We start from the raw sequence: 24,839 nt of genomic DNA, 5'->3' as shown, positions 1-24,839 counted from the left end.
CCGATCTGGGCTTGGGCGAAACTACTGTCAACTTTTCGTGACACTTTCAAACAGGATCCCATTAAAGTGCGTCTTGAAGTCCTCTGTGAAGACCGTCTCGGTCTGACCCGCGAGTTGCTGGATATTCTCGCCTCCAAAAGCATCGATCTACGAGGGATTGAAATCGATGTGATCGGTATTATTTACCTCAATTGTCCTGATATTGATTTTGAAACCTTCAGTGAACTGATGGCGGAAATTCGCCGCATCCCTGGGGTGAAAGATGTCCGTAAAATCCAGTTTATGCCGATTGAACGACACAACACCGAATTGATTTCTCTGCTCAATAACTTGCCTGATGCGGTGTTGGCGATCAACCTCAAAGGCGCGGTGGATATGGCTAACCACGCTGCTGCTGCACTGTTTAATCGTGAAGAATCCAACATGATTGGTCAGCAAATATCGGCATTGATGCCGGTATTCAACTTCACACGTTGGATTGAAGGCAGCAAATCACGCCTACGTGAAGATGTGGTGTTGGATGGACTGGATTATGTCATGGAGATCATGCCGGTTTACATCTCTGGCGATTCCAAGCAATCAACCTTAGCCAGTGCGATGATGATTTTACGTGCTGCGACAGCAGGGCTGAGTGATATCACGCAGATCCCGCTACAGAGCCATTTAGGCTTTGAGCACTTTGTTGGGGTCTCGAATCGGCATAAAAGCCTAATCAGTCAAGCGAAAAAACTGGCCATGCTCGATCAGCCACTGCTGATTGAAGGGGAAACCGGCACTGGCAAAGAGATGCTCGCTAAGGCGTGCCATAACCGTTCGGATCGTTCTTCTGCGCCATTTCTGGTTCTGAGCTGTGCTTCGATGCCTGATGATGTGGCCGAAACCGAGTTGTTTGGTCATGCGCCGGGCTCCTTTAACCATCAACAAGGTCATAAAGGGATTTTTGAGCAAGCCAATGGCGGCACCGTATTTCTGGATGAAATTGGTGAGATGAGCCCACATTTGCAGATTAAGCTGCTGCGTTTTTTGCAAGATGGTACTTTCCGTCGAGTAGGGGAAGAGCATGAAATCCACGTGGATGTGCGAGTGATTGCTTCCACGCGTCATAACTTAGCGGATTTGGCCGAATCTCGCCGTTTCCGCGAAGATCTGTTCTACCGCCTGAATGTGCTGACGCTGCGTATTCCCCCTTTGCGTGAGCGCCCAAGCGATGTACAGCCGTTGCTCGAACTCTTCATCACCAAACATTGCAATAAACTTGGCATGATGAAGCCGAAATTGAGTGATGATGTGTTAGACAAACTCAGCCAATACCAATGGCCGGGTAATATGCGCCAACTGGACAATATGGTGTTGCGCGCCTTAACTGAAATTGATGGGGATGTATTGGGTATTGAGCCGTTCCACTTGCCACAAGTTGACAGCGTGAGCTCTGCCCCTAGTATCAACCTCGATGGTTCGCTCGACGACATCATGAAGGAATACGAATCACAAGTGTTGGATCGTCTGTTCCAATCCTTTCCTTCCAGTCGTAAGTTAGCGAAAAGACTGAATGTTTCTCACACGTCGATCGCGAATAAACTGAGGGATTATGGAATAAGGAAGCGCTGATGAACGGACTAAACAGCGAATGCCGCTTCTATCAAAGCGATGGTGAAATTGTCGTGCGCTGCGCACAAATCACTGACGCTGAACGCTTGAGCCAGTATTTTGTGGATAACCGAAGCCACTTGATAGAATGGGAGCCGAAGCGCGAAGCGGAGTTTTTTACTGAGTCTGGCTGGCTGCAAAGGCTGATTAAGCTCAATGAATTGCACAAAATGAAGCTCGGTTACTATCTACTGATTTTGGATGCGAAAAATGATGCCATGTTAGGCACCATCTCGTTTAGCAATATTATCCGCTTCCCATTTTATGCCTGTAATGTTGGGTACTCTCTGGGGTTTGATGCGCAAGGGAAAGGCACCATGACCCGAGCGTTGACGATGGCTTGCCAACATATGTTTAGTGAGCATAACCTGCACCGCATTATGGCGTCGTACATGCCACACAATAAGCGCAGTGAAAATGTGCTCAAGCGTGTAGGTTTTGTACTGGAAGGTCATGCCAAAGACTATCTTCTGATCAACGGTAAGTGGGAAGACCATAATCTCACCGCACTTATCAATCCAAATTGGAAGGAATAACCATGTCAGAACGTTTAGCCCAACAGATGGCACTGTTGATGGAGCTTGATCGCCTTAAATCAGTGTTGCGCCGCACGCGAGTGAAAAGTGCTGATGGACGTTTAGAAAACAGTGCTGAACATAGCTGGCATGTCGCGTTGATGGCGATTTTGCTACAAGAGTACGCAAACGAAGCAGTCGATATACAAAAAGTTCTAACGATGCTTTTGCTGCATGATGTAGTGGAAATTGATGCCGGCGATACCTTCGTGTACGATTCCGCCGCTTCTGCTGGGCAGGAAGAGAAAGAGTGGCAAGCAGCCCTCCGCTTGTTCGGTCTGCTGCCGAAAGAGCAAGGCGACGCCTTATTGGCGATTTGGCAAGAATTTGAAGCGGCACAGAGCGCAGAAGCGCGTTTTGCCAAAGCGTTAGATCGCTTAATTCCTATGCTGTTGAACTACCACAATCAAGGCCAAAGTTGGCAAGAGCATGGAGTCACTCGTGAGCAAGCGCTGACGGTGAATCGCAAAATTGAAGATGGCTCTCAAACTCTTTGGGAGTACGCAAAACACATTATTGAACAAGCAAGCCAACACGGCTGGCTGAAAGTTTAAGGAAACTCAATGTCTTATTTGCCTTTGGAGCAATACCAAAGAAAATGGATTTTTACCCATGCGTCAATGCCCGTTCCTGAAGCCGATCTGGCTCAGATAAAACCGATGGAGCCACTACGCGCAGCACAATTTTGGAAAGAGAACATCAGTGCGACAAGTCCTGACGCTGAGCGTTTGAGCTCACAAGACTGGCCACGTAAAGCCAATTGCTGGTCTGATGAAACGAGCTGGATGGCCGAATGGGAAAGTGATGAGCCTGAATTGCCGGAAGCATTGGCAGCCCATCTGCCATGGCAAGATGACGTGACTGTGTATTTCTGTTACGAGAAATACAACGTACTGGAGACCAAATGGTCAGTCTTTAAGCGCCATTGGAAAAACTTCCTGTTTTATGATGATGGCCCATTTTTGCTGGGTCGCCGTCGCAAAGAAGCGCTTTGGTTTAGTAGCGAAGGTAAAGTGAAATTCGGGCTTCGCCCATAAAAAATCCGGCTTAGGCCGGATTTTTCTATTGTGATTCTTAAACTAGCTTTTTAGGGGGGATTGTTTCTCTTTTCATTGAACCCTGAGGCGTTACTCCTGAGTGATCTTAGTGGAGCTTTTGGCTGCAGAAAGCGTCGACCCCATGGACGCTGTGATGATCATGAAAATCGCAAGCCATTGAGTCCACTGTAGCGTTTCGCCTAAAATCGCCAGTCCAGCCATTGCCGCGATTGCCGGTTCCAAACTCATCAAAACACTGAAATGTTGTGTGGAAAGTCGGCTTAGTGCTGCCATTTCTAAGCTATAGGGCAGGGCGCTCGACATTACCGCAACCAGCAGCGCCATCGGTAGAATCGACCAGCTAAAAATGGATGCCTCAGCTAATTGGGTTGCAATCGGAAAATAAATCGCTGCAGCGACAAGCATACCGATTGAAACTGTAATACCACCAGAGCCCACGCTGCCTGCGCGCTGTCCAAACCAGATGTAGCCAGCCCAGAATCCACCCGCAATTAATGCTAAAGCGACACCAATCGGATCTAACGCATCGACCCCATTCATATCTGGCAGCAAGAACACGATGCCCAGAATGGCTAGCGCTACCCAGATCAAATCCTTTTTGCGTTTTGATGACAGTAACGCCAGTAGCAACGGCCCTGAAAACTCTAGTGCGACACCAATCCCAAGAGGAATCCGTTCGATAGCGAAGTAGAAGCAAAGTTGCATACCGCCTAAACTTGCGCCATAGATGATCATTGAACGCCATTGTGGCCAACTGAGTCGCGCCCGCCATGGGCGGAAAATCAGCATTAAAATCAGTGCCGAGAGGCTAATCCGTAGCGCGACTGTGCCACCTGGGCCGACGAGAGGAAACAGTTGTTTCGCAATAGAAGCACCAGACTGAATGGTGACCATTGCAGCGAGCAAACAAAGAATAGCAATGAATAAAGGGGATTTTATTGTTGGCATAAATAATTAAAAATTCGGCAGAAAGTGCCGAGCGATTATGCCGTAAAAAATGGGGTGGAGATAGGTGGGCGTAGTGCGCCCACCTCAATTTCTAGGCTTCGATTCAGAAGCACAGCCAAGTGAAATCCGCTTACTTCACGTAGAAACGTGGGTTACTGTTCCCCCAAAGCGTGTATAGCTCAGGGAAAATCAGCTCTGCGTTATTTTCCATTTCGCTGACCGCGATGCTTTGTTTTTGCTGTTGGCCATAAAGTGCAACTTCTTGGCCTGGGAGCACGCCTTTAATGTCGGTAACGTCAACCACGGTGGTGTTCATTGAAGTTACACCCACTACTTTGGCGCGTTGACCGTTGACTAGCACATCCGCTTTGTTGCCCATTTTTCGTGGGTAACCATCAGAATAACCGACAGGGAGGTTAGCCAGTACACTGTCACGGCTGGTGGTAAAGGTGCTGTCATAACCAACGGTTGAACCTTTCGGTACATGGTGCAAAGACGCCACACGGGTTTTGAAAGCGACAATCGATGGGTATTCAGGGTTGGTTGGCAAATCGCCGTACAACACGCCACCAGGACGAACCATGTCCAGCTGTGCTTCTGGTACGTTCAACGCGGTGTAAGAGTTAGCTACGTGCAGCGTGATGTCTTCACGTTTTAGATTGGATTTTTCGATTAACCAAGCTGAGTTTTCTTTGAATTTTGCCAGTTTAGCGCGCACTTCATCGGCATTGTAATTCGGGAAGTGAGTCATCATGCCAACGATGTTCAATGATGGCTGTTTGGCGATCGAGAGGGCTTCTTTTTTGCCGGCTTCCGTGGTCATGTCGATGCCGTTGCGACCCATACCACCATCGTTCAGGGCCATATGCACCTTAATGGTTTTACCGGTTTTTTTCGCTAAATCAGCCAGTTCCATGGCTTGTTGGTGAGTTCCAATCAGCTCTTCGATATTAAGGTCTAATACCGCAGACATTTCACTTAAGCTCGCTGAACGAACACGCATGAGTTCGCCTTTAAACCCACTTTCACGTACGGCGCGCGCTTCCGCATTGCTTGCTACGCCTACACAAGGAATGCCTTGCGCTATAATCGTAGGCATTAAACCACGAATACCGTTGCCATAAGCATCTGCCTTCATGATAGCGCAGATCTTGGTATCGCTATTCATGTGAGACTTGAATTGCTCAATATTACTTTGGAATTGACCTAAGCTGACTTCCAACCATGAATTACTTTGCTGAATTTGCGCAGCATCCGGTAACACAGTATCAATTTGTAATGGTGCAGCAGAGAGAGAGAAAGAAGGCAAAGTGGCTGCAATAGAAAGAGAAAGTAGCGTGGCTTTAAAGTGCATGATATCTCCTGTTGTTATCATTGATGAATATCCCCTTTGTCCTTGATGCAGCAGGACTGCCGACGTGGTTCATTTGCCCAAAGCTATATGATTGCGCAAATGTGTTTCCGACAAACTGACCACTACTTGCCGCTAACCTGCAACGTCAAGTTGTTCAGGGATAGAGAAAAACGCCCCCGATGTCGGAGGCGTGGGATTTTAACGAACCTTAAATCGGCGTAGTGTGTCTTGCAGAGACACAGCTAACTGACTTAATTCACGACATGCCTGTGCGGTTTGCTGTGAACCTTGAGCGACTTCTTGCGACGCCAAATGAATGTTTTCTACATTGCGGCTTAGTTCATCGGCCACAGAATCTTGCTGGCTGCATGCACTTGCGATTTGTGTACCGACGTCTGCAATTGTTGCAATCGACTCTTCAATGGAAACCATTAATGATTGCGAGTGGTTGCCTTGGTCTACACACTTATCAATGCTAGAGCGTGAGCGTTCTGTGGCATCTTTGGCTTGTTTGGCCATCACTTGCAATTTCTCAATGATGGTGGTGATTTCACCGGTTGAGTCTTGCGTGCGTCCCGCCAAGGTACGAACTTCATCGGCTACCACAGCAAAGCCACGTCCAGATTCACCGGCGCGTGCAGCTTCAATCGCGGCGTTAAGTGCCAGCAGGTTGGTTTGATCGGCAATACTGCGGATCACGTCGACCACCACGTTGATTTGGCTCGATTGCAGTTCAAGTTCACTCACGGTTTCGCCCGCTTCACCGATGATATCGGCAACTTGTTGGATTGAACGAACCATCGAGGCATTTTCACGCGCACCTTCTTGCGATTTACCATTGGCAGCCATCGCTTGACTGGCCGAGTCTTCGGTATTACGCGCCACATCCGCAACGGCGGCTTTCATTTCCGTCATTGCCGTCGCGACTTGGGTTATTTGGTATTGCTGCTCTTTCATACCATCAGCAGATTGATTCGAAATCTGCGTCATTTCTTCTACCGCACTGCTTAACTGAGTCACGGCTGAGATAATTTCATCGATCAGTTGACGTAGATTTTGTTGCATTTGCTCTGAAGCGTCGGCCAAAGTGCCGAGTTCATCATGACCAATTGCTTTACGATCCATGCTTTGCGATAGGTCACCTTTCGCAATTGCATTGGCTTGTTTCATGACGATTGCCAATGGTCCACAAATTAAGCGCGTGAGCACGAGTGTCATTACTACCATGATAGCCAAGATAGCAATATTGCTGACCACAGACGTTGAGTTCAGTGTTTTGACTGAGTCTAAAATCTGCGATTTATTGTTATCCATCGCTTGGCGCAAAATGCCAATCAATTTTGCGAAATCACTTTCCAACGCTTCAAAGGTAGACAATGAATTAGCCAAAATGGGGTAAGCGTCATCGGCACCTTGGGTCAAAAGGGCTTGGTTAAATTGGTTTGTGACCGCGATATAGGCATTCCAATTGCTCATTAGGCGTTTAAACGTTTGTTCTTCTTCACCCGGCCAAACAGTTTTGCCGTAGGCCACCAGTGAATCATTAATTTCGGCTTGAACTCGATTATTACGCTCAATGGTCTGCTTAACTTGCGCGGTATCCTTCATTGGCAATACCGCAAATTGAGTACGACGCCAGTAAGACATCTTGTCTTTGATTGCATCGACATTTTCCATTGCCGGTAAAGTATCATCAGTGTAGTTGAGTAGTTCAGACTGGATCTTGCCCAACTCAGAGATGAGGTAGATGGCGAATCCTAGGCTAATGACTGCAATAACCGAAAATGAAAGTGCAATTTTTTTGCCTATCGACAAGTTTTTTAGAAACATGAATGTTTTACCTTTGATTGATGTCATTTAAAGCCGCGTGACTCACAACATCCTTATCTGCGACAAAGTTTAGAAAGTTACGTATGTCCCAAAATTGGCTGCATACTATCATTTCAATTGTCAGTTGACGACTCTTATAGATAAAGTTAGCAAATGCTACAGAAATCGCAGATAAATTTATTTATTGCTGTTGAGTTGATTCGAAAGCGCGATTTCTCAATGTACTATTTGTTAACTGTGACTCACTTTTGCGCATTGCTCAATTAAGAAACTTTAATCATTGATCTAACACCAAACATTTCTTTTTCACGCATCAATAATAACTCTTGCCGCTCCGATAGCGTGCATTCTCCTCGCCAAACACAAAATCAATTCTCAGGAAGAGTGAACATGATGCGCCCTTATCTTAAATATATTATTCCGTTGCTGATCCCATTATTGGTGTTAATGCTGCCGACAACTGCGTTTCCATTTGATGGATTAACCATTATTCAACAGCGGGTTATTGCTATTTTCTTGTTGGCTGCATTGTTGTGGGTTTTTGAGCCAATCCCCATTTACTCTACATCGGTAGTTATTATCGTACTCGAAGTGCTAATGCTGTCTGATAAGGGATTTATCTTGTTCCGGCTTGGTGAAGGTACTACTGAGTTTGGGGCATTGTTAAAGTCGACCGAAATCATGGCGACCTTTGCCAACCCAATCATCATGCTGTTTTTAGGTGGTTTTTTCCTCGCAATGGCGGCAACGAAGTACCGTCTTGATGTGAACTTAGCCCGTGTATTGCTCAAACCCTTTGGCAATAACCCTAAGTATGTGATGTTGGGTTTGATGTTGATCACCGGTATTTTTTCGATGTTTATGTCGAACACGGCGACAACAGCGATGATGCTCTCAATTCTAACGCCGGTGATTGCGGTATTTGGCCCCAAAGACCCGGGGCGTGTCGCTTTTGCTCTTTGTATTCCTGTCGCCGCGAATATCGGTGGTATTGGTACGCCGATTGGCACCCCACCAAATGCCATTGCTCTGAAATATTTAGTGGGTGATAACTTGATTACTTTTGCGGAATGGATGGCATTTGGTATTCCATTTGTGGTGATCCTCATGGCACTAGCATGGTTTTTAATTGAAGCCATGTATCGAGCCGAGCAGAAAACCATTGAGCTAAGTATTAAAGGTAAGTTTTTGAAAACACCTAAAGCGATCATTGTTTACATTACCTTCGCTGCGACCATTTTATTGTGGATGCTGGGTTCATTACACGGAATGAATTCATATTCGGTGGCATTAATTCCTGTTGCGGTATTTTCTGTGACCGGAATTATTGGCAAAGAAGATTTGAAAATGATCTCATGGGATGTGTTGTGGCTGGTTTCTGGTGGTATTGCTTTAGGTCTCGCTTTAGATAAAACCGGTCTGGCAGAACTGGTCGTCCATAGCATTCCATTTGATCAATATTCACCCTATGTTGTGATTCTCGGTGCGGCCATACTCTGTTTGCTGATGGCGAATTTTATGTCACACACCGCTACTGCGAACCTGTTAATGCCGATCATGGCAGCATTAGGGGCATCAATGACTTCTCTCACACCACTTGGTGGTGAAGTGACACTGATTCTTGTTGTGACGTTTGCCGCTTCGTTGGGAATGTCGCTCCCTATCAGTACTCCACCAAATGCTCTAGCTCATGCTACGGGTAATGTACAAAGCCAACAAATGGCGAAGGTGGGGGTTATTTTAGGGATTCTAGGCGTGCTGATGAGCTTCGTGATGGTGTGGATCCTGAATATGGTTGGTCATTAAGGAAAGGTTATGGCCAAACTTACGGCAGTTATTGAGCGTTATTTTAACCATCCTGAGCGTACGATTACGCTTCCTTCTGGTTCTATTTTGCTGGCACAAAATGGCTATAACGATCGGCTGTACTACCTCAGAAGCGGCCATGTATCGGGTTTTTTTTCCGAAAAAGGGGAGCGCAGAATTAAAGTGTTTTCTGCTGCTCCTGGCGCATTTATTGGGGTACACAGTTTTTTCTCTGGTTTATGGACGGCGTCATCAACCGTGATTGCGGACAGTGAAGTTGAGCTGGCGTGGATTGATCGTGATACATCGGTGCAGGATGTAGAGCAGTATGGCTCACTGAGTACGCAGTTTATGCCTGTGATTGTGGCGGAATTATCTCAGCGGCAGCGAAGAGCCACGCAAGAAGCGGTGGCCAAAGAGCGCGCATTGGAACGGCTGCATTCTGCCGAACAGATGACCACGCTCGGTCAGCTTGCCGCAGGGATTGCCCATGAACTCAACAATGCGATAGGCGTTGTCAGCAGTAAAACTGAACGCTTAGAAGCTTTGTTTATGGAGCTGCTTGAAGAGGTGCATCCAGAAGCGAGTCAGTTCTTTGATTTCGGTTTGCTGTTTGGACAAAAGGTATCGTCGAGCGAGGCACGTGAACGTGGTGCCTTATTTGAAAAGCAATACCAATTGCCTAAAGACATTGCGCGTGAGCTAGCGCGAGCGGTTCCCGCTAACGAACTTTCTACCCATTGGTTGAGAAACCCACATTTGGCGATCCGTTACTGGCAAATGGGGCGGGATCTACATGACTTAAGGCTAGCGGCGAAACATTCTGTGGGTATTGTCAAATCAGTCAAACAGCTTGGCCGCGCGGAGATTCATTTCGATGAAGAGGTGGACTTGAACAGCACCATCAATCGGGCATTGGCCTTATTGCAAAGTGACTTACGTCGAGTCTCTGTTCGTATGCGCCCTGGAACCTTACCTATTATCAAAGGCTCTCAGACCGAGTGGGTGCAAGTGTGGATAAATTTGGTGAAGAATGCGTGTGATGCGATGGCGCAAACGACCGAGCCCACCATTGATATTCATACCCGTTGTAGCCGGCAGCGGCTATACATCACGGTAGCAAACAACGGGCCAGAAATCGATGAGGCGACGCGGCGGAAAATTTTCCAACCCAGTTTTACCACCAAGAAAGAGGGGCTTTCTTTCGGTTTAGGGCTTGGGTTAGCCATTGTGAAACGTATTGTATCGGGCTATGGCGGATCGGTTGCAGTAAAAAGCGATCAGGACAAAACCATTTTTAGGATCAAATTACCAATTGAGGGATACCATGGAGAAGATGAATATCATATGCGTGGATGACCAACGCGAAGTATTGAGTGCGGTACTCCAAGACTTAGAACCGCTGAGTCGCTGGCTGAATATCGAAGATTGTGAATCAGCGGCGGAAGCGCTAGAGCTGATGGATGACCTAGATGCGCAAGGTGAATGCGTTGCTGTTGTGATTTCTGACCATGTTATGCCCGGCAAAAGTGGGGTTGAACTGTTGAGTGAAATTAGTGCTGATCCGCGGTTTGTACACACCAAAAAAGTTCTGCTGACTGGGCAAGCGACTCACACCGATACGATTAATGCGATTAACACGGCGGGCATTCATCACTATTTTGAAAAACCATGGAATGCCAAAACGTTGGTCGATAGTGTACGTAGTCTAGTGACGCACTATATTTTTGATAAACGTTTAGATTATACCGAGTGGCAAAGCGAACTGGACTCTACCATCGTACTTTCCCGACTGCATGGTTAGTATCGGGAAAATACGGCGATACGTTTAGTGACGGGAATTATCCCAAGGCTGCAGCGAGGCTTGAATGGATTGTTCAAGCTCGGTTAGCCACGTGTAGCGTTTAGTGTAAAGACGGCGTTTAGTTTTCGATAAACTGAGCGGGTCTTTACGTGGTGGTTGTAGAGGTAATGCGTGCCAATAAGCATTGATAACCTCACCCCCCATTTCTTGCCATAATTCAGAATATTGAAAACGCACAGAGCTGCGTTTTGAACCCACATAGCGTAGGGCTTGATAAACATGCCCATGATTGGTAACGCCGTAAATTTGTTCTATTTCCCAGTAACGAGCCAAAATCAGCAAAACTTCCATAATCAATGCTTTAGGGCGCAAACCATGTAACTGATGTGTGAGTTGGCGAATGATCTCTTGCCTATGTTCAACATTCGGTCCCGGACCTTGCAAGGCGCCAATATGGATTACGGGTTTGGCCTTACCGCTGATATTAAAAGCCAGTGTAAATAAAGGTTGTTGATCGTGGCTTAGCAACACTAATGCCAGAGAACCTTCACGTTCAGGCCCGTGGCAAAGCTGGATTGAAAATAGATCATGCTGATATAACTGCCAGCCTTGGTGGCGATAAATGAGCGGAAGTAATTGAGCGTGGCGCTTCTCCAGAAAGGCAAAATGTTCAATCATACGCTGAGCGCGTTCTCGCGCAGACCATTTAACACAAACGTAAGGTTTTAGCGGTTTTTCCAACGTGCGCGGGTAGTGCAGACGTACCGTGTGAAAAGAGGGCTGACTAAGTAAGTTTTGCACACGAGTCAATGTCTCAGGCATCAAGACTCCCCATAGGCAGAAGCGAGCGTTATAACGCAGTTTTTTTATGCCTCGAACATCGGGGTAAATTTCAGCTGCGAGAGTTGATAAATGTTTTAAATAATGAATCCGTGAGTTCATATCAAAGCCGTTTGGGTATTACTAAGAACTAAGCAAGCAAAAAATCAAGCAGGAGCTGCACGCTCCTGCCTGTAAGCGGATTAAAAGTGGTAGGCAACGGTGGCGCCGACCAACCATTGGTTCGCACTTTCGACAATCGGAGAGTTGGCGATGTCAGAGCCTAAACGGGTATAAGCACTGGTTTGGGTTATTTCCCAACGTTCGTTAATTGGGTAGACCAGTTTGTAACCGAGGCTGTAAGAGAAATCGCCACCGGCATGGTAGGCTTTGCGCTGTGCGTTTGCTTCTTTGTCTTTCACACCGAAATAGTAGTTGTTGTAGTCCGAACTCTGGTAACTGATACCCGCGAAAGGTACGAGGTCGGCTACACCTAAATCGATGATATGGAAGTAGTTCACACCGGTTTTATAGCCTTTATCTTCGTTGAGGACATCATGTTGGAAGTAGGTGGAGACCGTTCCATCGCCCAGAGCGATATCCGCATTTAAACCTAGGTCAACCGTGGCTTTGCGTTTATCCATTCCTTTGACACTTTTGGCTGAATCTTGGTCATAAGCGACACCACTGCCAGTGAGGTAGGTACCGAGATTGATCACATCGCCAGTTTGACCAAAGAAGCGGTAGTTAATACCCGCCAGATCGGCATTGAAATCTTCACCGTGGTAACCAAAGTTAAGAAGTGCACCGTAAGATTGGTCTTGATCTTTCAGTAGGTCGCTACTGCCAAAGCCGCCAGCTTCAGCAACCCATTGCCCTTCGTGAGTGTAAATATTGCCGTTTCGGATATACGTTTGCGCTGCAAAAGCGTGACCCGCAATGAGCGATGTGGTGATCAGTAGTGCAATGTTTTTCATGATGTCCTTCCATTTAAGAGCTTGTGTTTGGATGTGAACACTGTACAAAATCCCTAGTGAGGACAATATCAAGAGTTTGTATGGGAATGTCGGGCTTTTGTCAGTCGCCTCGAACGGAACGTTATGGAAAGTGGGTGTTCTTGCGTTATTTGGTACTGAAGAACGGTTGAAAGTCAGCTCATCATTATCCGATGAGCTGACTTATTGTATGGAGGGGATGGTGCGCCAACATGTTATGACTAAAGGCGTTGTTGAAGGTAAGTCGGGAAATTAATCCGTCGTGTGTAAGGGTAACCAAAGAGAGAAGCAAGCTCCACCCAGTGGGCTTTTGGTGAGTGTCACTTCCCCTTGGTGACGCCCCATGATCTGTTTCACTATCGCAAGACCCAATCCAAATCCCGATTGCGCTTTGTTACGTGATGAATCGGTACTGTAGAACGCGTCAAAAATATGCGGCCAATGCAGTTCATCAATCCCAGGTCCATTATCGTGAACGGCGATACAAAGCTTTCCATCATGACTGCTGGCTTCGATCAGCAATCGATCTCCGGCATATTTTTCTGCATTGCGGATCAGATTAATTAAAGCGCGTGAGAGGAGCTGTGGATCGGCGTCCAAGCACAGCGGTTGTAAAGAGGGGAGATACTGGATTTGTAATGTACTTTTATGGCTTTGTTCATCAATGAAATCGGCGAGCCACTGATTGACTTCTAAACTTTGGCTTTGTATTTCGCTCTCTGGATGTTCTAACTTAGCGTAATACAGCAGCTCATCGACCATGGTTTCCATTTCTTCGGTATCTTCAATAATACTGGCAATTTGCTGGTGCTGTTTGTCACTCAATTGGCTTTCGGCCAACACTTCGGCTTGCCACTGGATTCGAAAAATAGGGGTACGTAAATCATGCGCTATTGCATTGGTCAGTGCTTTATTACTCAGGATCAGGTGTGAGATTTTATCTGCCATCAAGTTAAAGCTGTGGTTAAGTTTTCCAACGCTTTTACTACTTTTGGTACTCGCTCTGGCTTGTAAGTGGCCGTTAGCAAAGTCGTGGGTGACTTGTTCCAATTCACGTAGACGACGGCTTAGGAACCAAATCAAAAACATACAGTAGAGCGCAAAACCACCAAGCATAAATACCCAAAGCAGGCTATCGGCACGTTCTATGGCCTGATAGACAGGGGAGTGACTATCTGGTTTGAGGAGATAAATCTGCTCATTGGATCCCAGTTGTAGCCATAGGTTCCGGTCATCATCATGATAGATTGGAGAGTGCTCGATGGTTTGAGTGAAATGCTTTTGCACCTCTGGTGGCAGCTCAGTAAGCGGTAATTCGGAGAGCGTTTTATGGATGTGTTGAGCATAGTCACGCAGTGCAGTATCGGCTGCTTGTGGACTGTCTAATTGAGCTATCTGGCTTAATAAGGTGTGTAAACCTTCGGCCTGAAAGTCTTCTAGCACATAGTCATAATCAGTATCTAACTCATAAACAATCAGGCTATAGCTGACTAAACTGCCAAAAAAAAGCACGATCAGCGAGACAAGCGACTCGATGTAAATACGGCGCATAGGTTTCCTTTAAATCTGCTTGGAATTACCAAGTGTCAGGTACAAACAAATAACCCTTACCACGTACGGTGATGATGCGTTTAGGCGTGTTGGAATCATCACACAGCCTTTTACGCAGCGTGACGATCTTGTTGTCTACCGTGCGATCTAACCCATCGTATTCAATGCCTCGCAGGGCTTTAGTCAAAAATTCGCGTGACACTACTTGATCGGCAGAAGAGGCCAGTAACCACAGCAAATCGAATTCACTGTCGGATAAATTGATCGCATCACCTTCTAATTCACAACTGCGCCGACTTTGATTAAGCACTAGACCGCCAAATTGTAATAGATGGGTAACATCAGGGCTGGTAGCTCGTTCTTCCCGCCGCATCAGCATCCGGATTCTGGCTAAAAGCACTCTCGGTTTGATCGGTTTATTTACGAAGTCATCAGCACCCATTTCAAGTGCGGCGACATGGTCAAAATCATCATCACTGGCGGTAAGCATTAAAATCTTACCGAGAAATTGAGCGCGGATCTGTCTACAAATTGTCAGGCCATTTTCACCCGGTAACATGAGATCCAGCAGCACCAGATCTGGCTGATTGAGTAAAATTTGTTCTGGAGCGGTGGCGCCAGTAGAAAACGTAGTGACTTGGAAGCCTTGAGTGGTCATGTACTCGGCCAACATTTCGCGAAGTTTACTATCGTCTTCGATAATGTAGAGACTGGGTTGGTTAGACATGGGGACCTCGTATTTATGGTTTATCCATCAAGGAACAAACGACCAATACTAACCGAAAAGCTCATAGGTAAAACCAATATTTCTGTTTGTTTTTGTCATAAATATGAATACTTCCCTAACAGGATTCGGTAACTGTGGCATGACAAGTATTTTTCTTGTGATGGGTACTTTTCACGTGATCGGCATTATGCAATGATGTGCGCCATGCTTAGTGTGCTGATGGCCTTGCAAATACATCAGGGACGATTTCAATCAGATAAGAAAATGCTGTTCGCTAAATTCGGTAACTTCTTTACACTTCTGTACCATTATCATCGTTTAACGATGACTTCTTCCTGTTGCCTTTTGGCTACACTCTCAGTGATTAAACGGATTCAATTAAGTGGCATCTGACTCTATTCCTCGGCGCGTGTTAAAAAAGCGTCGACGCGCACAAAAAAACAAACCACGATTCTGGCTTTTTATCGTACTTATCGCGGGTACGGCAGCGGGAGCAGCCCTGTATCATGAAATGGAAACCTCCACTCTGCAATCGCGTGAAATCAGTCGGTATGCGGCAGGGCTGACTTATCAAGTTGAATCAGGACCGAGTGATAAAATTACCTTTCCAAGCTATGGTCCTTTCGATCAACGTTTGGGCTATGTGGCTTTACCGAGCATTCAAGAGCGGTTATTGCAACGTGGCTTTGCGATTCGTCAACAAGTTCGTTTTTCTGATGAGCTTTACCGTTATGCTCAGTCGAGTTTGTTTGTGCCTTATACGGAGAAAGTGCAGGCGGGATTAACCTTAATGGATTGTCGTGCTGAGCCGGTTTACCAGTTCCGTTACCCAGGCCATCATTACTCCGAGTTTAATACGATCCCTGACCTCATTGTGCAGTCACTGCTGTTTATCGAAAACCGTGACTTGCTCAGCGAGAAAAATCCTTTGGTTAACCCTGCGGTGGATTGGCCACGCTTTTTTAAAGCGGCATTGACGCAAGTGGGTAAAGCTCTGGATCTTGATTCTCCCTCCGCAGGGGGAAGTACTTTGGCGACTCAAGTTGAAAAGTATCGTCATTCAGAAGATGGTTTGACGTATAGCCCGCAAGAAAAAATTCGTCAGATGGTTTCTGCCAGTGTACGGGCGTATCGATTAGGTGCGAATACGTTAGAAGCGCGCAAACTCGTGGTTTGGGCATACTTGAACTCTGTACCGTTATCCGCCGCCCCCGGTTATGGAGAAGTTCATGGTTTAGGCGATGGTTTGTGGGTATGGTTTGCCGCTGATCCTGAACGAGTGAATCAACTGCTAGATAGCCGACTTAATCATTCTGCGGATTTAGCTGAACAAGGTTTGGCTTTGCGTCAGGTCGTGGCGCTGATGATAGCTCACCGCCGTCCCTCTTATTATCTTGCAGTGCAAGGACGTGCTGATCTCGCGACATTAACCGACAGTCACTTGCGACTTTTCTACCGTGAGAAAATGATTTCGCAGTCCTTGATGAATGCTGCGCTGAATGCGAATTTGCAGTTCCGCGATTTTGTGCGCCAACCCGCATTGGTCAGAATCAATACCAATAAAGGTTTGTTGGCGGCACGAACGCATCTTAGCCGTCAGTTAGGTGTGAGCTTGTATGATCTGGATCGAATGGATCTCAGCGCATCGACAACCCTCAACTTCGAATTACAAAATGAAGTTACCCGCTATTTGCAGAAGCTGGCGAATCCTGAGTTTGCTGCCGAAATGGGCATTTTAGGGTATCGCTTACTTGCTGCTGAAAAAACAGCGGATGTACGTTACAGCTTTACACTTTTTGAACGTAGTGATGAAGGGTTCAAAGTTCGGGTACAAACCGATAATACCAACCAACCTTTTGACCTCAATGAAGGCAGTAAACTTGAGCTAGGCTCTACCGCCAAACTTCGTGTGTTAACCAACTACCTAGAAATTATCGCGAAGCTACACAACAAGTATCGTGATATGCCGATGACTGAACTGCGTCATCATGCGATTGAAGCACAAGATGACTTAAGTCAATGGGCGCTTGATTGGCTTTTAGTGAGCCCGAAACGCGATCTCTCGACCATGTTAGAAGCGGCTTTGGATCGTCAATACTCGGCAGATCCAAATGAACGTTTCTTTACTGGTGGTGGGCTGCATACGTTTAATAACTTCCGTAAAGAAGATGATGACCGGATCCCAACATTGCGTGATGCGCTGCGTGAATCCATTAACTTACCTTTCGTACGTTTAATGCAGGATATTGAACGTTACACGTTGTACAGCGAAGGCTACCGAGCCCAATTGCTGCGCGACGACAATGATCCTCGCCGCAAAGAGTATCTGCGTCAATTTGCCGATAAAGAAGGGCAAGCTTATTTGCTGAGATTCTGGCGCAAATACAAAGACAAAACGGTCGATGAACGTATGGCGACGCTTCTAGAGGGGCTCAAGCCAAGCTCAGATCGATTAGCGGCCGTGCATCGCTATCTGTTGCCAGAGGCATCCATCAATGAGTTTATGCGCTTTATGGATGACAAATTGCCGAGTGCAACACGCGATAAAATCACCAATAAGCAGCTAGAAAAACTGTATAACAAATATGGTCGTGGTCAGTATTCGTTACCTGACCAAGGCTATATTGCTCGGGTTCATCCGCTAGAACTGTGGCTATTAGGGTATTTGAACGAACATGCTCAAGTTTCATTTAGTGATGTCGTCGAGGCAAGCAGTGATAGGCGGCAAGAAGTGTATGGCTGGCTATTTAAAACACGCCACCGTAATGCGCGCGATAGCCGAGTGCGAACCATGCTTGAAGTGGAGGCATTTTTAGATATCCACCAAAGCTGGCAGCGTTTAGGTTATCCATTCGATCACTTAGTGCCTTCTTTAGCGACCGCGCTGGGAAGTTCGGGAGATCGCCCTGCGGCTTTGTCTGAATTGATGGGGATTATTTTGAATGATGGGGTACGTGTTCCGACCAAACGCATCAATCACTTGCATTTTGCACAAGGGACTCCTTTCGAAACCGAATTTGCTCCAGTGCAAACCACAGGAGTAAGAGTGCTTCCTGTTGAAGTTGCTCGTGCTTTGCGTGGTGCATTATCTCAAGTGGTAGACAGTGGTACAGCAAGACGGATATCCGGTGTGTTCAAACTGCCTGATGGTACGCCAATTGTGATGGGTGGAAAAACCGGAACCGGCGACAACCGCTTACAAACGGTGAACCGTATCGGTACTGTAGTGCAGTCTCAAGCACGTAACCGAACGGCCACTTTTGTGTTTTATCTAGGAGAGCGTCACTTCGGTACATTAACCGCCTATGTAGCGGGGAGTGATTCTGAGAAGTTCACCTTTACCTCGGCGTTACCTGTGCAAGTTCTGAAAGGGATGGCCCCGATTTTATCGCCATACCTTGCACCAGATGAACAAGAGTGCCGACCCGCGCTCAAACAATAAATCGGGCGATGAGGAGATTAAGGCAGGAGAATTCCTGCCTTAATTGTTTTTATCTTCTGGTTCAGAAATTTGATAAAGCTTATGTTGATGCATATCGCACGTCGTTTCACAATTACACACCTTATCTACCCCCACATTGGCTAGCCCTCCACAACTACCTTGGATGGGCTTTCGCTTAGCCATGACACCTAATGTCATCAAAAGGGCAAACAGAACAAACACTCCGAAAGCCAGTAAATACGTCATTATTTTTCTCCCTTCCATAATCGTTTGATTGCAAAACCGCTATGGTTTGGTTTGGACAACTTAAATGCAGTTTTCGTACCTTGGCGATGCGCACAAGTATGAGTTTTATTCGAAGAAGATTTGCCATAACTCAATTCGGTGATGGGTTTAAGTTGCTCTAACACTAAGTTGTCGAAGGTTACCCCTCTGGGTAAAGCATAGACACGAATGCCTGCGTTAAACAAGGCTTGCAGCATGGATTGCCCAATCTGACGAACCATCACTGCTTCAACCTGATATCGCTGGAACTGCTCTAAGATTTTAGTTTTCTTTCCGCAAGATGTGGCGGAGTTATGCGTGATCGCTAACTCAATTGGCGGCTGTTGGTGCGAGGAATCCATCAGAACAAAAGAGGGGGCCTTTGCGAAGTGGTTAAAAGGTTGACCTTGGCGGCTAGGGATTGCATACATCATTTTTGTTCTCCGACATGGGTGACGTTGCTATTTTTCTCTAATTATTGGCATATGCCAATAATTATTTTTGCAAACTTATCTGCCATCGCGTTTGTTACTTTGGTTCACTTTGAGGTCAATGATAAGGCTGTGAATAGTAAAGCAATAGTAGACTGGGTTCATATTGTGGTCGGGTGAGAAGCCTTTAATAGAGAGCTTGGTATTCCATGAGATTGGTTTTTTAATCATCATCTTAAAAAACAGCGTCTATACTTTTTATCAATCACAGAGTGTGGCTTTGAATGGTGATATATAACTTGGTGTAAACGTTATCACATTGATTCTGTCAATATGCATGACTATGAGACTAAGTGAGCAAGGTGGATTCAGGAAAAATAGGTGGAATTTGTTATTTACTTCAAAGTATTTAAACAAATAGTTACGCCATTGTTGTTTGGCAAACATTTTTTTAACTGGTTCACATTAATTGTGTTTTTTAAAACTATACTCTTGAGTAAACGTTTTCACTGATTGTGCAAGTTAAGCATTGTGCAAAAGGCTGAATCAACGTTGTTCCCTACACATGTAATACAAAACAACAAATAGGACTTGTTCAATGAGAAAGTTAACTGTTTTAGCAATGCTTTCTGCGGGTATGGGGTTTGGTGCACAGGCTCTGGCAGATACCACCATTGGCTTTACCATCTATAAATACGACGATAACTTCATGTCTGTTGTTCGCCAAGCGATTGAAAAGGAAGCGGCGGCGGATAGCAGTACACGTATCCTGATGAATGACTCGCAAAATAGCCAGTCGATGCAAAACGACCAAGTCGACGTTATGTTGGCGCGTGGCGTTCAAGCTCTGGCAATCAACCTTGTTGACCCAGCGGCGGCATCTACCATCATCCAGAAAGCAAAAATCGACAACGTACCTGTGGTGTTTTACAACAAAGAACCTTCAGCGGACGCGATGGCAAGTTACGACAAAGCTTACTATGTAGGTACGGATTCGAAAGAGTCTGGCATCATTCAAGGTGATTTGATCTCTGCGCAATGGAAAGCAAACCCAGCGTGGGATAAAAACGGCGATGGTGTACTGCAATACGTTATGCTGAAAGGCGAACCAGGCCACCCAGATGCGGAAGCGCGTACCACTTACTCCGTGCAAACCATCAACGACAACGGCATCAAAACTCAAGAACTGCACATGGATACCGGCATGTGGGATACCGCGATGGCCAAAGATAAGATGGACGCGTGGCTCTCTGGCCCGAACGGCAGCAAAATCGAAGTCGTGATTGCCAACAACGATGGCATGGCGATGGGGGCGATTGAAGCTCTGCGCGGCGCAGGCCAAAAAATCCCAGTATTTGGTGTAGATGCTCTGGCGGAAGCTTTGGCTCTCATCAAATCCGGTGACATGGCGGGTACTGTGTTGAACGATGCGCAAAACCAAGCAAAAGCGACATTCGAATTGGCACGTAACCTAGCGAATGGTAAGCCTGCTGCGGAAGGCACTCAATGGACCATTGAGAATAAAGTCGTTCGCGTACCTTATGTTGGCGTTGACATCAATAACGTCGAGTAACCTTGGCGAGATGAGGAGAAGGCTACTTCTCCTCTTCGCTCTTTCGCAACATCTAAAGATTCAGCGTCAGACCGCTAGGTTTGCCGCACAGAAATATCACGCCGTGTGTACCACGCATTGATATGGGTTGTCTGAATTTTTGCACAATAAAAGTGATGCCATGGTCAATCAAACACATGAATTCCTGTTAGAAATGACAGGGGTGAGTAAAGAATTCCCGGGGGTGAAAGCCCTTGATAAGGTGAATTTAAAAGTGCGTCCGCATTCTGTTCACGCCTTGATGGGTGAAAACGGCGCAGGTAAATCTACCTTGCTGAAATGCTTATTTGGTATTTATGAGAAGGATGAGGGCGACATCATTTTTCTTGGCCAGCATGTGAATTTTTCCTCATCAAAAGAGGCGCTGGAATCCGGTGTCTCAATGGTTCACCAAGAGTTGAACCAAGTAAAACAGTGCTCGGTGATGGATAATATTTGGCTTGGCCGTTATCCCACCAAAGGTTTTTTTGTCGATCACGACAAGATGTATCGTGATACTAAAGCGATTTTTGCCGAACTCGATATTGATATCGACCCGAGAGTTAAAGTTGCTACCTTGTCGGTTTCGCAAATGCAGATGCTCGAGATCGCGAAAGCTTTCTCCTACGATGCGAAAGTGGTGATCATGGATGAGCCAACCTCTTCCTTGACCGAAAAAGAGGTAAACCATCTCTTCACCATTATCAAAAAGCTCAAAGAGAAAGGCTGTGGAGTGGTGTATATCTCGCACAAAATGGAAGAGATTTTTTCTATCTGCGATGAAATCACCATTTTACGTGATGGTCAGTGGGTGGATACTCGTCCGTTAAAAGGTTTGGACATGGACAAGATCATTTCGATGATGGTTGGCCGTGAACTGACCCAGCGTTTCCCTGAAAAAAGTAACGAGCCGAAGAATATTATTCTTGAGGTGAAAAACCTCACTGCGCTCAATCAACCCTCGATTCAAGATATTTCGTTTGAATTGCGAGCTGGCGAGATCTTGGGCGTGGCGGGTCTGGTCGGTTCGCGTCGTACCGATATTGTCGAGACCATTTTCGGTGTGCGTGAACGTAGTGCCGGACATGTGTTACTGCATGGACGTGAAATGAAAAATCACGATGCCCATGAAGCGATCAGAAACGGCTTTGCGTTGGTTACCGAAGAGCGTCGCTCAACGGGGATTTATTCCAATTTGGACATCACTTTTAACTCGTTAGTCGCCAACGTCGATGAATACAAAACGCCTTACGGCCTACTCAGCGACAAGAAAATGAAAAGCGACACGCAGTGGGTGATTGACTCGATGCGGGTAAAAACGCCTTCACACCAAACTAATATTGGCTCGCTTTCAGGTGGAAACCAGCAAAAAGTCATCATTGGCCGTTGGCTACTGACTCAACCCGAGATTTTGATGTTGGATGAACCCACTCGCGGTATTGATGTGGGCGCAAAATACGAAATTTACCAGCTGATCCTAGAGCTGGCGAAGAAAGACAAAGGCATCATCATTATTTCCTCTGAGATGCCGGAATTACTCGGTATTACCGACCGGATCATGGTGATGAGCAACGGCCGTAATGCGGGCATTGTGAACACTAAAGAAACCTCTCAGAACGAAATTTTAGAGCTAGCCTCTCGATACCTCTAAGGAAATGACTATGGATGCTGTCAAATCATATGCAATTAAACATTTAAAAGAGGGCGCGATCTACGCAGTGCTGTTTATTCTGCTTGCGGTTATTGTGATTCAAGAGCCCTCATTTCTTAGCCTACGTAACCTCAGTAACATCCTGACTCAATCCTCCGTGCGCGTGATTATTGCACTGGGTGTGGCAGGTTTGATCGTGACCCAAGGTACTGACTTATCCGCAGGTCGCCAAGTTGGTCTAGCCGCGGTTATATCCGCCACCTTGCTGCAATCAATGGATAACGTGAACAAAGTATTCCCAAGTTTGGGTGAAATTCCCATTCTTGCGGTCATTGTCAGCGTTTGCTTGATTGGTGCGATTATCGGTTTGGTGAACGGTGTGATTGTGGCTTATCTCAAAGTAACGCCGTTTATTGCGACCTTAGGTACGATGATCATCGTGTACGGCATTAACTCGCTGTACTACGACTCGGTCGGTGCATCACCGATTGCAGGTTTCGATGAACGCTTCACCACCTTTACTCAAGGCTTTATCCGCATTGGCGATTTCAGGTTCTCCTACATCACCTTCTACGCCATTATCGCGATCATTTTTATGTGGATCCTGTGGAACAAAACGGTATTTGGCAAAAACATTTTTGCGGTTGGTGGTAACCCAGAAGCGGCGAAAGTGTCGGGTGTTAACGTGCCCTTGACCCTGCTTAAAGTGTATGCGCTTTCCGGTGTGTTCTATGCCTTTGGTGGTATGCTCGAAGCTGGACGAATTGGTAGTGCAACCAACAACTTAGGCTTCTTGTATGAGTTGGATGCGATTGCAGCGTGTGTGGTGGGCGGTGTCTCATTCGCTGGCGGTGTGGGGAGTATCGCTGGGGTAGTGACCGGGGTACTGATTTTTACCGTAATCAACTACGGTATGACCTACATCGGCGTTAGCCCGTATTGGCAGTACATCATTAAAGGTTCAATCATCGTTTTCGCTGTTGCGTTGGATTCAATGAAGTACGCGAATAAGAAATAATCGAACTGTAGATTTGCTTTTATAAAAGCCTAGCAATTGCTAGGCTTTTCTTTTGGGAATTTGTAAAAGAAATGGCGTTTTTCTTGAATCAATATTCGTAGGATAGGATTGATTTTGCACGGTTCAAAAGTGTGAGTAAGAGGAGGAGCCTTCAACATATCTGAGGTGACAAATATGTTGATGATTAACTATAACGCTATGGGTCAGGTCATTAACCTTGCTGTTAGAGTGAAAATGTAAACGCTTACCCACTAGATGTAGAATTAAAACCTCGATAGCTCTCTTGCACTGAGTTTGCACTGAACTCAGAGTTGGGTATGCCAATACTGTTGTCAGCACCATTTTTATCACATTTTTTTTCTACTTCTTTAAACTGTTTGAAAGTAGCAATATCGAAAAACGAGTAAATTTCCACTTCTGATTTTGGAATAATCACCCTAAATTGATCTAATGTTAAATTGTCGTGTGTGCCGTCATACAGGTCATTATCTTCATAATGAATATGGTAGTTAGTGAGGATGTTTAGCGATAACTTATCTTTGTCTCGGTATCCACTAAGCAAAGGCAATAGTGATATATGTTCTGAACCACCGTCATCAAAGCCTGCCTCGCCGAAACAAATGCCGACATAGCACTTTCGGGAGCCAAGAGTAACCAATATCGGTATTTGAGTCGCAGAGGCTTCTAAGATGAATGTGTCCAAATGATCATTTTTAGCTATTTTCGCTATGTGTTTCAGTTTTTTGTCTGGGAATATAGTGAAGTAGAGCCTTGATAAAAGACCACAGATAAGCGCGATAGAAACCGATACAAAAGCAAAAGCAATAGTTCGAATATCGTCGAACTTAATGGATAGTTTTGAGACATCTTTAAGGTTGTAGCCTAAATGCTCTATAGTCAAAGCAACACAATTAAAGAAGTCAATTAACACACAGATTATTGCAGCAATGAAGCCCCATAGAGTTCCCCAAGCAACCACATAAAAATAAGAATCCCAGCCAGTTGTTCGCTTCTGCTTAAACCTTGCTGGGATATGTAAACTTGTAAAGACAAAACCTGATACAAGTATTAGTAGAATTAAAACTGCACTCATGCTTTAACAGCAATATCCTCAATTTTATCCACTTGCTCTCTGATGGCTTTGAGCGCATCTTGGGATGCAAGATCTATGGATATGAAACCATCACGATTAACTTTGAACTTACTTTTATTGTCTTTAAGCACTTGTTCAAGAGAGCTGTTTTTAGAGTTGTCTTTGGGTTTTGTGTTCCAGAACATAAACACCTCCATACTCCGCTTGTTTAGTGAGAGAAAAGCACACACGGATG

The 24,839-nt window shown here is 45.9% G+C and carries 23 protein-coding genes; 12 read left to right on the top strand and 11 right to left on the bottom strand.

The annotated features are described in order from the left end of the window. The first annotated feature begins 66 nt into the window (after nt 1-66). Genes tyrR through EPB59_RS06435 form a run of 4 tightly spaced genes read left to right on the top strand, consistent with a single transcriptional unit; the run spans nt 67 to nt 3,259 of the window. Complete coding sequence (gene tyrR, locus EPB59_RS06450; protein ID WP_154171916.1) at nt 67-1,608, top strand: transcriptional regulator TyrR; 1,542 nt, start codon at nt 67-69, stop codon at nt 1,606-1,608. After that, complete coding sequence (gene rimJ, locus EPB59_RS06445; protein WP_154171914.1) at nt 1,608-2,183, top strand: ribosomal protein S5-alanine N-acetyltransferase; 576 nt, start codon at nt 1,608-1,610, stop codon at nt 2,181-2,183. Before tyrR ends, rimJ begins: the two co-directional genes overlap by 1 nt. Nucleotides 2,184-2,185: 2 nt before the next feature. Continuing rightward, nucleotides 2,186-2,776: an HD domain-containing protein gene (locus EPB59_RS06440; RefSeq protein ID WP_055050681.1), complete on the top strand. Its 591-nt coding sequence runs from the start codon at nt 2,186-2,188 to the stop codon at nt 2,774-2,776. 9 nt (nt 2,777-2,785) lie between these two features. Further along, nucleotides 2,786-3,259, top strand: a complete 474-nt coding sequence (locus tag EPB59_RS06435; RefSeq protein ID WP_154171911.1) for a DUF2947 domain-containing protein — start codon at nt 2,786-2,788, stop codon at nt 3,257-3,259. Nucleotides 3,260-3,349: 90 nt separating this feature from the next. Here EPB59_RS06435 and EPB59_RS06430 read toward each other — a convergent pair whose 3' ends face one another. The 3 genes from EPB59_RS06430 to EPB59_RS06420 all read right to left on the bottom strand — a co-directional run bounded on the left by EPB59_RS06430 (nt 3,350) and on the right by EPB59_RS06420 (nt 7,412). After that, complete coding sequence (locus EPB59_RS06430) at nt 3,350-4,228, bottom strand: EamA family transporter (RefSeq protein WP_154171909.1); 879 nt, start codon at nt 4,226-4,228, stop codon at nt 3,350-3,352. A gap of 130 nt (nt 4,229-4,358) precedes the next feature. Next, entirely contained in the window at nt 4,359-5,582 is a 1,224-nt protein-coding gene (gene alr / locus EPB59_RS06425; protein WP_055050684.1) for an alanine racemase, read from the bottom strand. Nucleotides 5,583-5,780: 198 nt separating this feature from the next. Then, complete coding sequence (locus EPB59_RS06420; RefSeq protein ID WP_154171907.1) at nt 5,781-7,412, bottom strand: methyl-accepting chemotaxis protein; 1,632 nt, start codon at nt 7,410-7,412, stop codon at nt 5,781-5,783. 393 nt (nt 7,413-7,805) lie between these two features. Here EPB59_RS06420 and EPB59_RS06415 point away from each other — a divergent pair, with 393 nt between their 5' ends. Genes EPB59_RS06415 through EPB59_RS06405 form a run of 3 tightly spaced genes read left to right on the top strand, consistent with a single transcriptional unit; the run spans nt 7,806 to nt 11,022 of the window. Continuing rightward, a complete protein-coding gene (locus EPB59_RS06415) occupies nt 7,806-9,218 on the top strand; it encodes an SLC13 family permease (RefSeq protein ID WP_055050864.1) in 1,413 nt (470 codons plus the stop codon). Nucleotides 9,219-9,227: 9 nt separating this feature from the next. Further along, nucleotides 9,228-10,577 carry a sensor histidine kinase gene (locus tag EPB59_RS06410; RefSeq protein ID WP_055050685.1) on the top strand — a complete coding sequence of 450 codons (1,350 nt, stop codon included), beginning with the start codon at nt 9,228-9,230 and terminating at the stop codon, nt 10,575-10,577. Further along, nucleotides 10,546-11,022, top strand: coding sequence for a response regulator (locus tag EPB59_RS06405; RefSeq protein ID WP_154171906.1), 477 nt, complete (start codon nt 10,546-10,548; stop codon nt 11,020-11,022). Before EPB59_RS06410 ends, EPB59_RS06405 begins: the two co-directional genes overlap by 32 nt. Nucleotides 11,023-11,046: 24 nt before the next feature. Here EPB59_RS06405 and EPB59_RS06400 read toward each other — a convergent pair whose 3' ends face one another. Together EPB59_RS06400 and ompV are read right to left on the bottom strand one after the other, a co-directional pair. Beyond that, nucleotides 11,047-11,964: a VirK/YbjX family protein gene (locus EPB59_RS06400; protein ID WP_055050687.1), complete on the bottom strand. Its 918-nt coding sequence runs from the start codon at nt 11,962-11,964 to the stop codon at nt 11,047-11,049. 80 nt (nt 11,965-12,044) lie between these two features. Further along, on the bottom strand, nt 12,045-12,818 hold the full coding sequence (gene ompV / locus EPB59_RS06395) for an outer membrane protein OmpV (RefSeq protein WP_154171904.1): 774 nt from the start codon (nt 12,816-12,818) through the stop codon (nt 12,045-12,047). 97 nt (nt 12,819-12,915) lie between these two features. On the opposite strand from ompV, the gene EPB59_RS06390 reads away from it, so the two are divergent. Next, nucleotides 12,916-13,092, top strand: coding sequence for a hypothetical protein (locus EPB59_RS06390; protein WP_154171902.1), 177 nt, complete (start codon nt 12,916-12,918; stop codon nt 13,090-13,092). On the opposite strand, the gene carS is transcribed toward EPB59_RS06390, so the two are convergent. Beyond that, the gene (carS, locus tag EPB59_RS06385; protein ID WP_154171900.1) at nt 13,089-14,387 is read right to left on the bottom strand and encodes a histidine kinase CarS; all 1,299 of its coding nucleotides are present in this window, start codon (nt 14,385-14,387) and stop codon (nt 13,089-13,091) included. The two genes, EPB59_RS06390 and carS, sit on opposite strands and share 4 nt — an antisense overlap. 25 nt (nt 14,388-14,412) lie before the next feature. Then, nucleotides 14,413-15,114, bottom strand: a complete 702-nt coding sequence (locus tag EPB59_RS06380; protein ID WP_055050690.1) for a response regulator — start codon at nt 15,112-15,114, stop codon at nt 14,413-14,415. A gap of 382 nt (nt 15,115-15,496) precedes the next feature. Here EPB59_RS06380 and EPB59_RS06375 point away from each other — a divergent pair, with 382 nt between their 5' ends. Then, nucleotides 15,497-18,556, top strand: a complete 3,060-nt coding sequence (locus EPB59_RS06375) for a transglycosylase domain-containing protein (RefSeq protein WP_154171898.1) — start codon at nt 15,497-15,499, stop codon at nt 18,554-18,556. Nucleotides 18,557-18,595: 39 nt separating this feature from the next. Here the strand turns inward: EPB59_RS06375 and nqrM are convergent, their stop codons facing one another. Together nqrM and EPB59_RS06365 are read right to left on the bottom strand one after the other, a co-directional pair. Continuing rightward, nucleotides 18,596-18,802 (bottom strand): (Na+)-NQR maturation NqrM, encoded by a 207-nt coding sequence (gene nqrM, locus EPB59_RS06370; protein WP_055050692.1) that lies wholly within the window; start codon nt 18,800-18,802, stop codon nt 18,596-18,598. After that, entirely contained in the window at nt 18,802-19,254 is a 453-nt protein-coding gene (locus tag EPB59_RS06365) for a NifB/NifX family molybdenum-iron cluster-binding protein (RefSeq protein ID WP_195707079.1), read from the bottom strand. The genes nqrM and EPB59_RS06365 overlap by 1 nt, the downstream gene beginning before the upstream one ends. A 595-nt stretch (nt 19,255-19,849) precedes the next feature. Here EPB59_RS06365 and mglB point away from each other — a divergent pair. The 3 genes from mglB to mglC all read left to right on the top strand — a co-directional run bounded on the left by mglB (nt 19,850) and on the right by mglC (nt 23,511). Then, entirely contained in the window at nt 19,850-20,824 is a 975-nt protein-coding gene (gene mglB / locus EPB59_RS06360; RefSeq protein ID WP_055064550.1) for a galactose/glucose ABC transporter substrate-binding protein MglB, read from the top strand. A 160-nt stretch (nt 20,825-20,984) separates the two neighbouring features. Then, the gene (mglA, locus tag EPB59_RS06355; protein WP_055050865.1) at nt 20,985-22,493 is read left to right on the top strand and encodes a galactose/methyl galactoside ABC transporter ATP-binding protein MglA; all 1,509 of its coding nucleotides are present in this window, start codon (nt 20,985-20,987) and stop codon (nt 22,491-22,493) included. A gap of 10 nt (nt 22,494-22,503) precedes the next feature. Further along, nucleotides 22,504-23,511 (top strand): galactose/methyl galactoside ABC transporter permease MglC, encoded by a 1,008-nt coding sequence (gene mglC / locus EPB59_RS06350; RefSeq protein WP_055050695.1) that lies wholly within the window; start codon nt 22,504-22,506, stop codon nt 23,509-23,511. A gap of 244 nt (nt 23,512-23,755) precedes the next feature. On the opposite strand, the gene EPB59_RS06345 is transcribed toward mglC, so the two are convergent. Both EPB59_RS06345 and EPB59_RS06340 read right to left on the bottom strand, forming a co-directional pair. Then, a complete protein-coding gene (locus EPB59_RS06345) occupies nt 23,756-24,604 on the bottom strand; it encodes a hypothetical protein (RefSeq protein WP_154171896.1) in 849 nt (282 codons plus the stop codon). After that, complete coding sequence (locus EPB59_RS06340; protein WP_055034475.1) at nt 24,601-24,789, bottom strand: hypothetical protein; 189 nt, start codon at nt 24,787-24,789, stop codon at nt 24,601-24,603. Before EPB59_RS06340 ends, EPB59_RS06345 begins: the two co-directional genes overlap by 4 nt. Between the last annotated feature and the right edge of the window lie 50 nt (nt 24,790-24,839).

Origin of the sequence: Vibrio metoecus, from assembly GCF_009665255.1 — a bacterium.
In the GTDB taxonomy this organism is placed as follows: domain Bacteria; phylum Pseudomonadota; class Gammaproteobacteria; order Enterobacterales; family Vibrionaceae; genus Vibrio; species Vibrio metoecus_B.
Note: the sequence above shows the minus strand (reverse complement) of the source record. Positions and strands in the feature narration are given on the sequence as shown.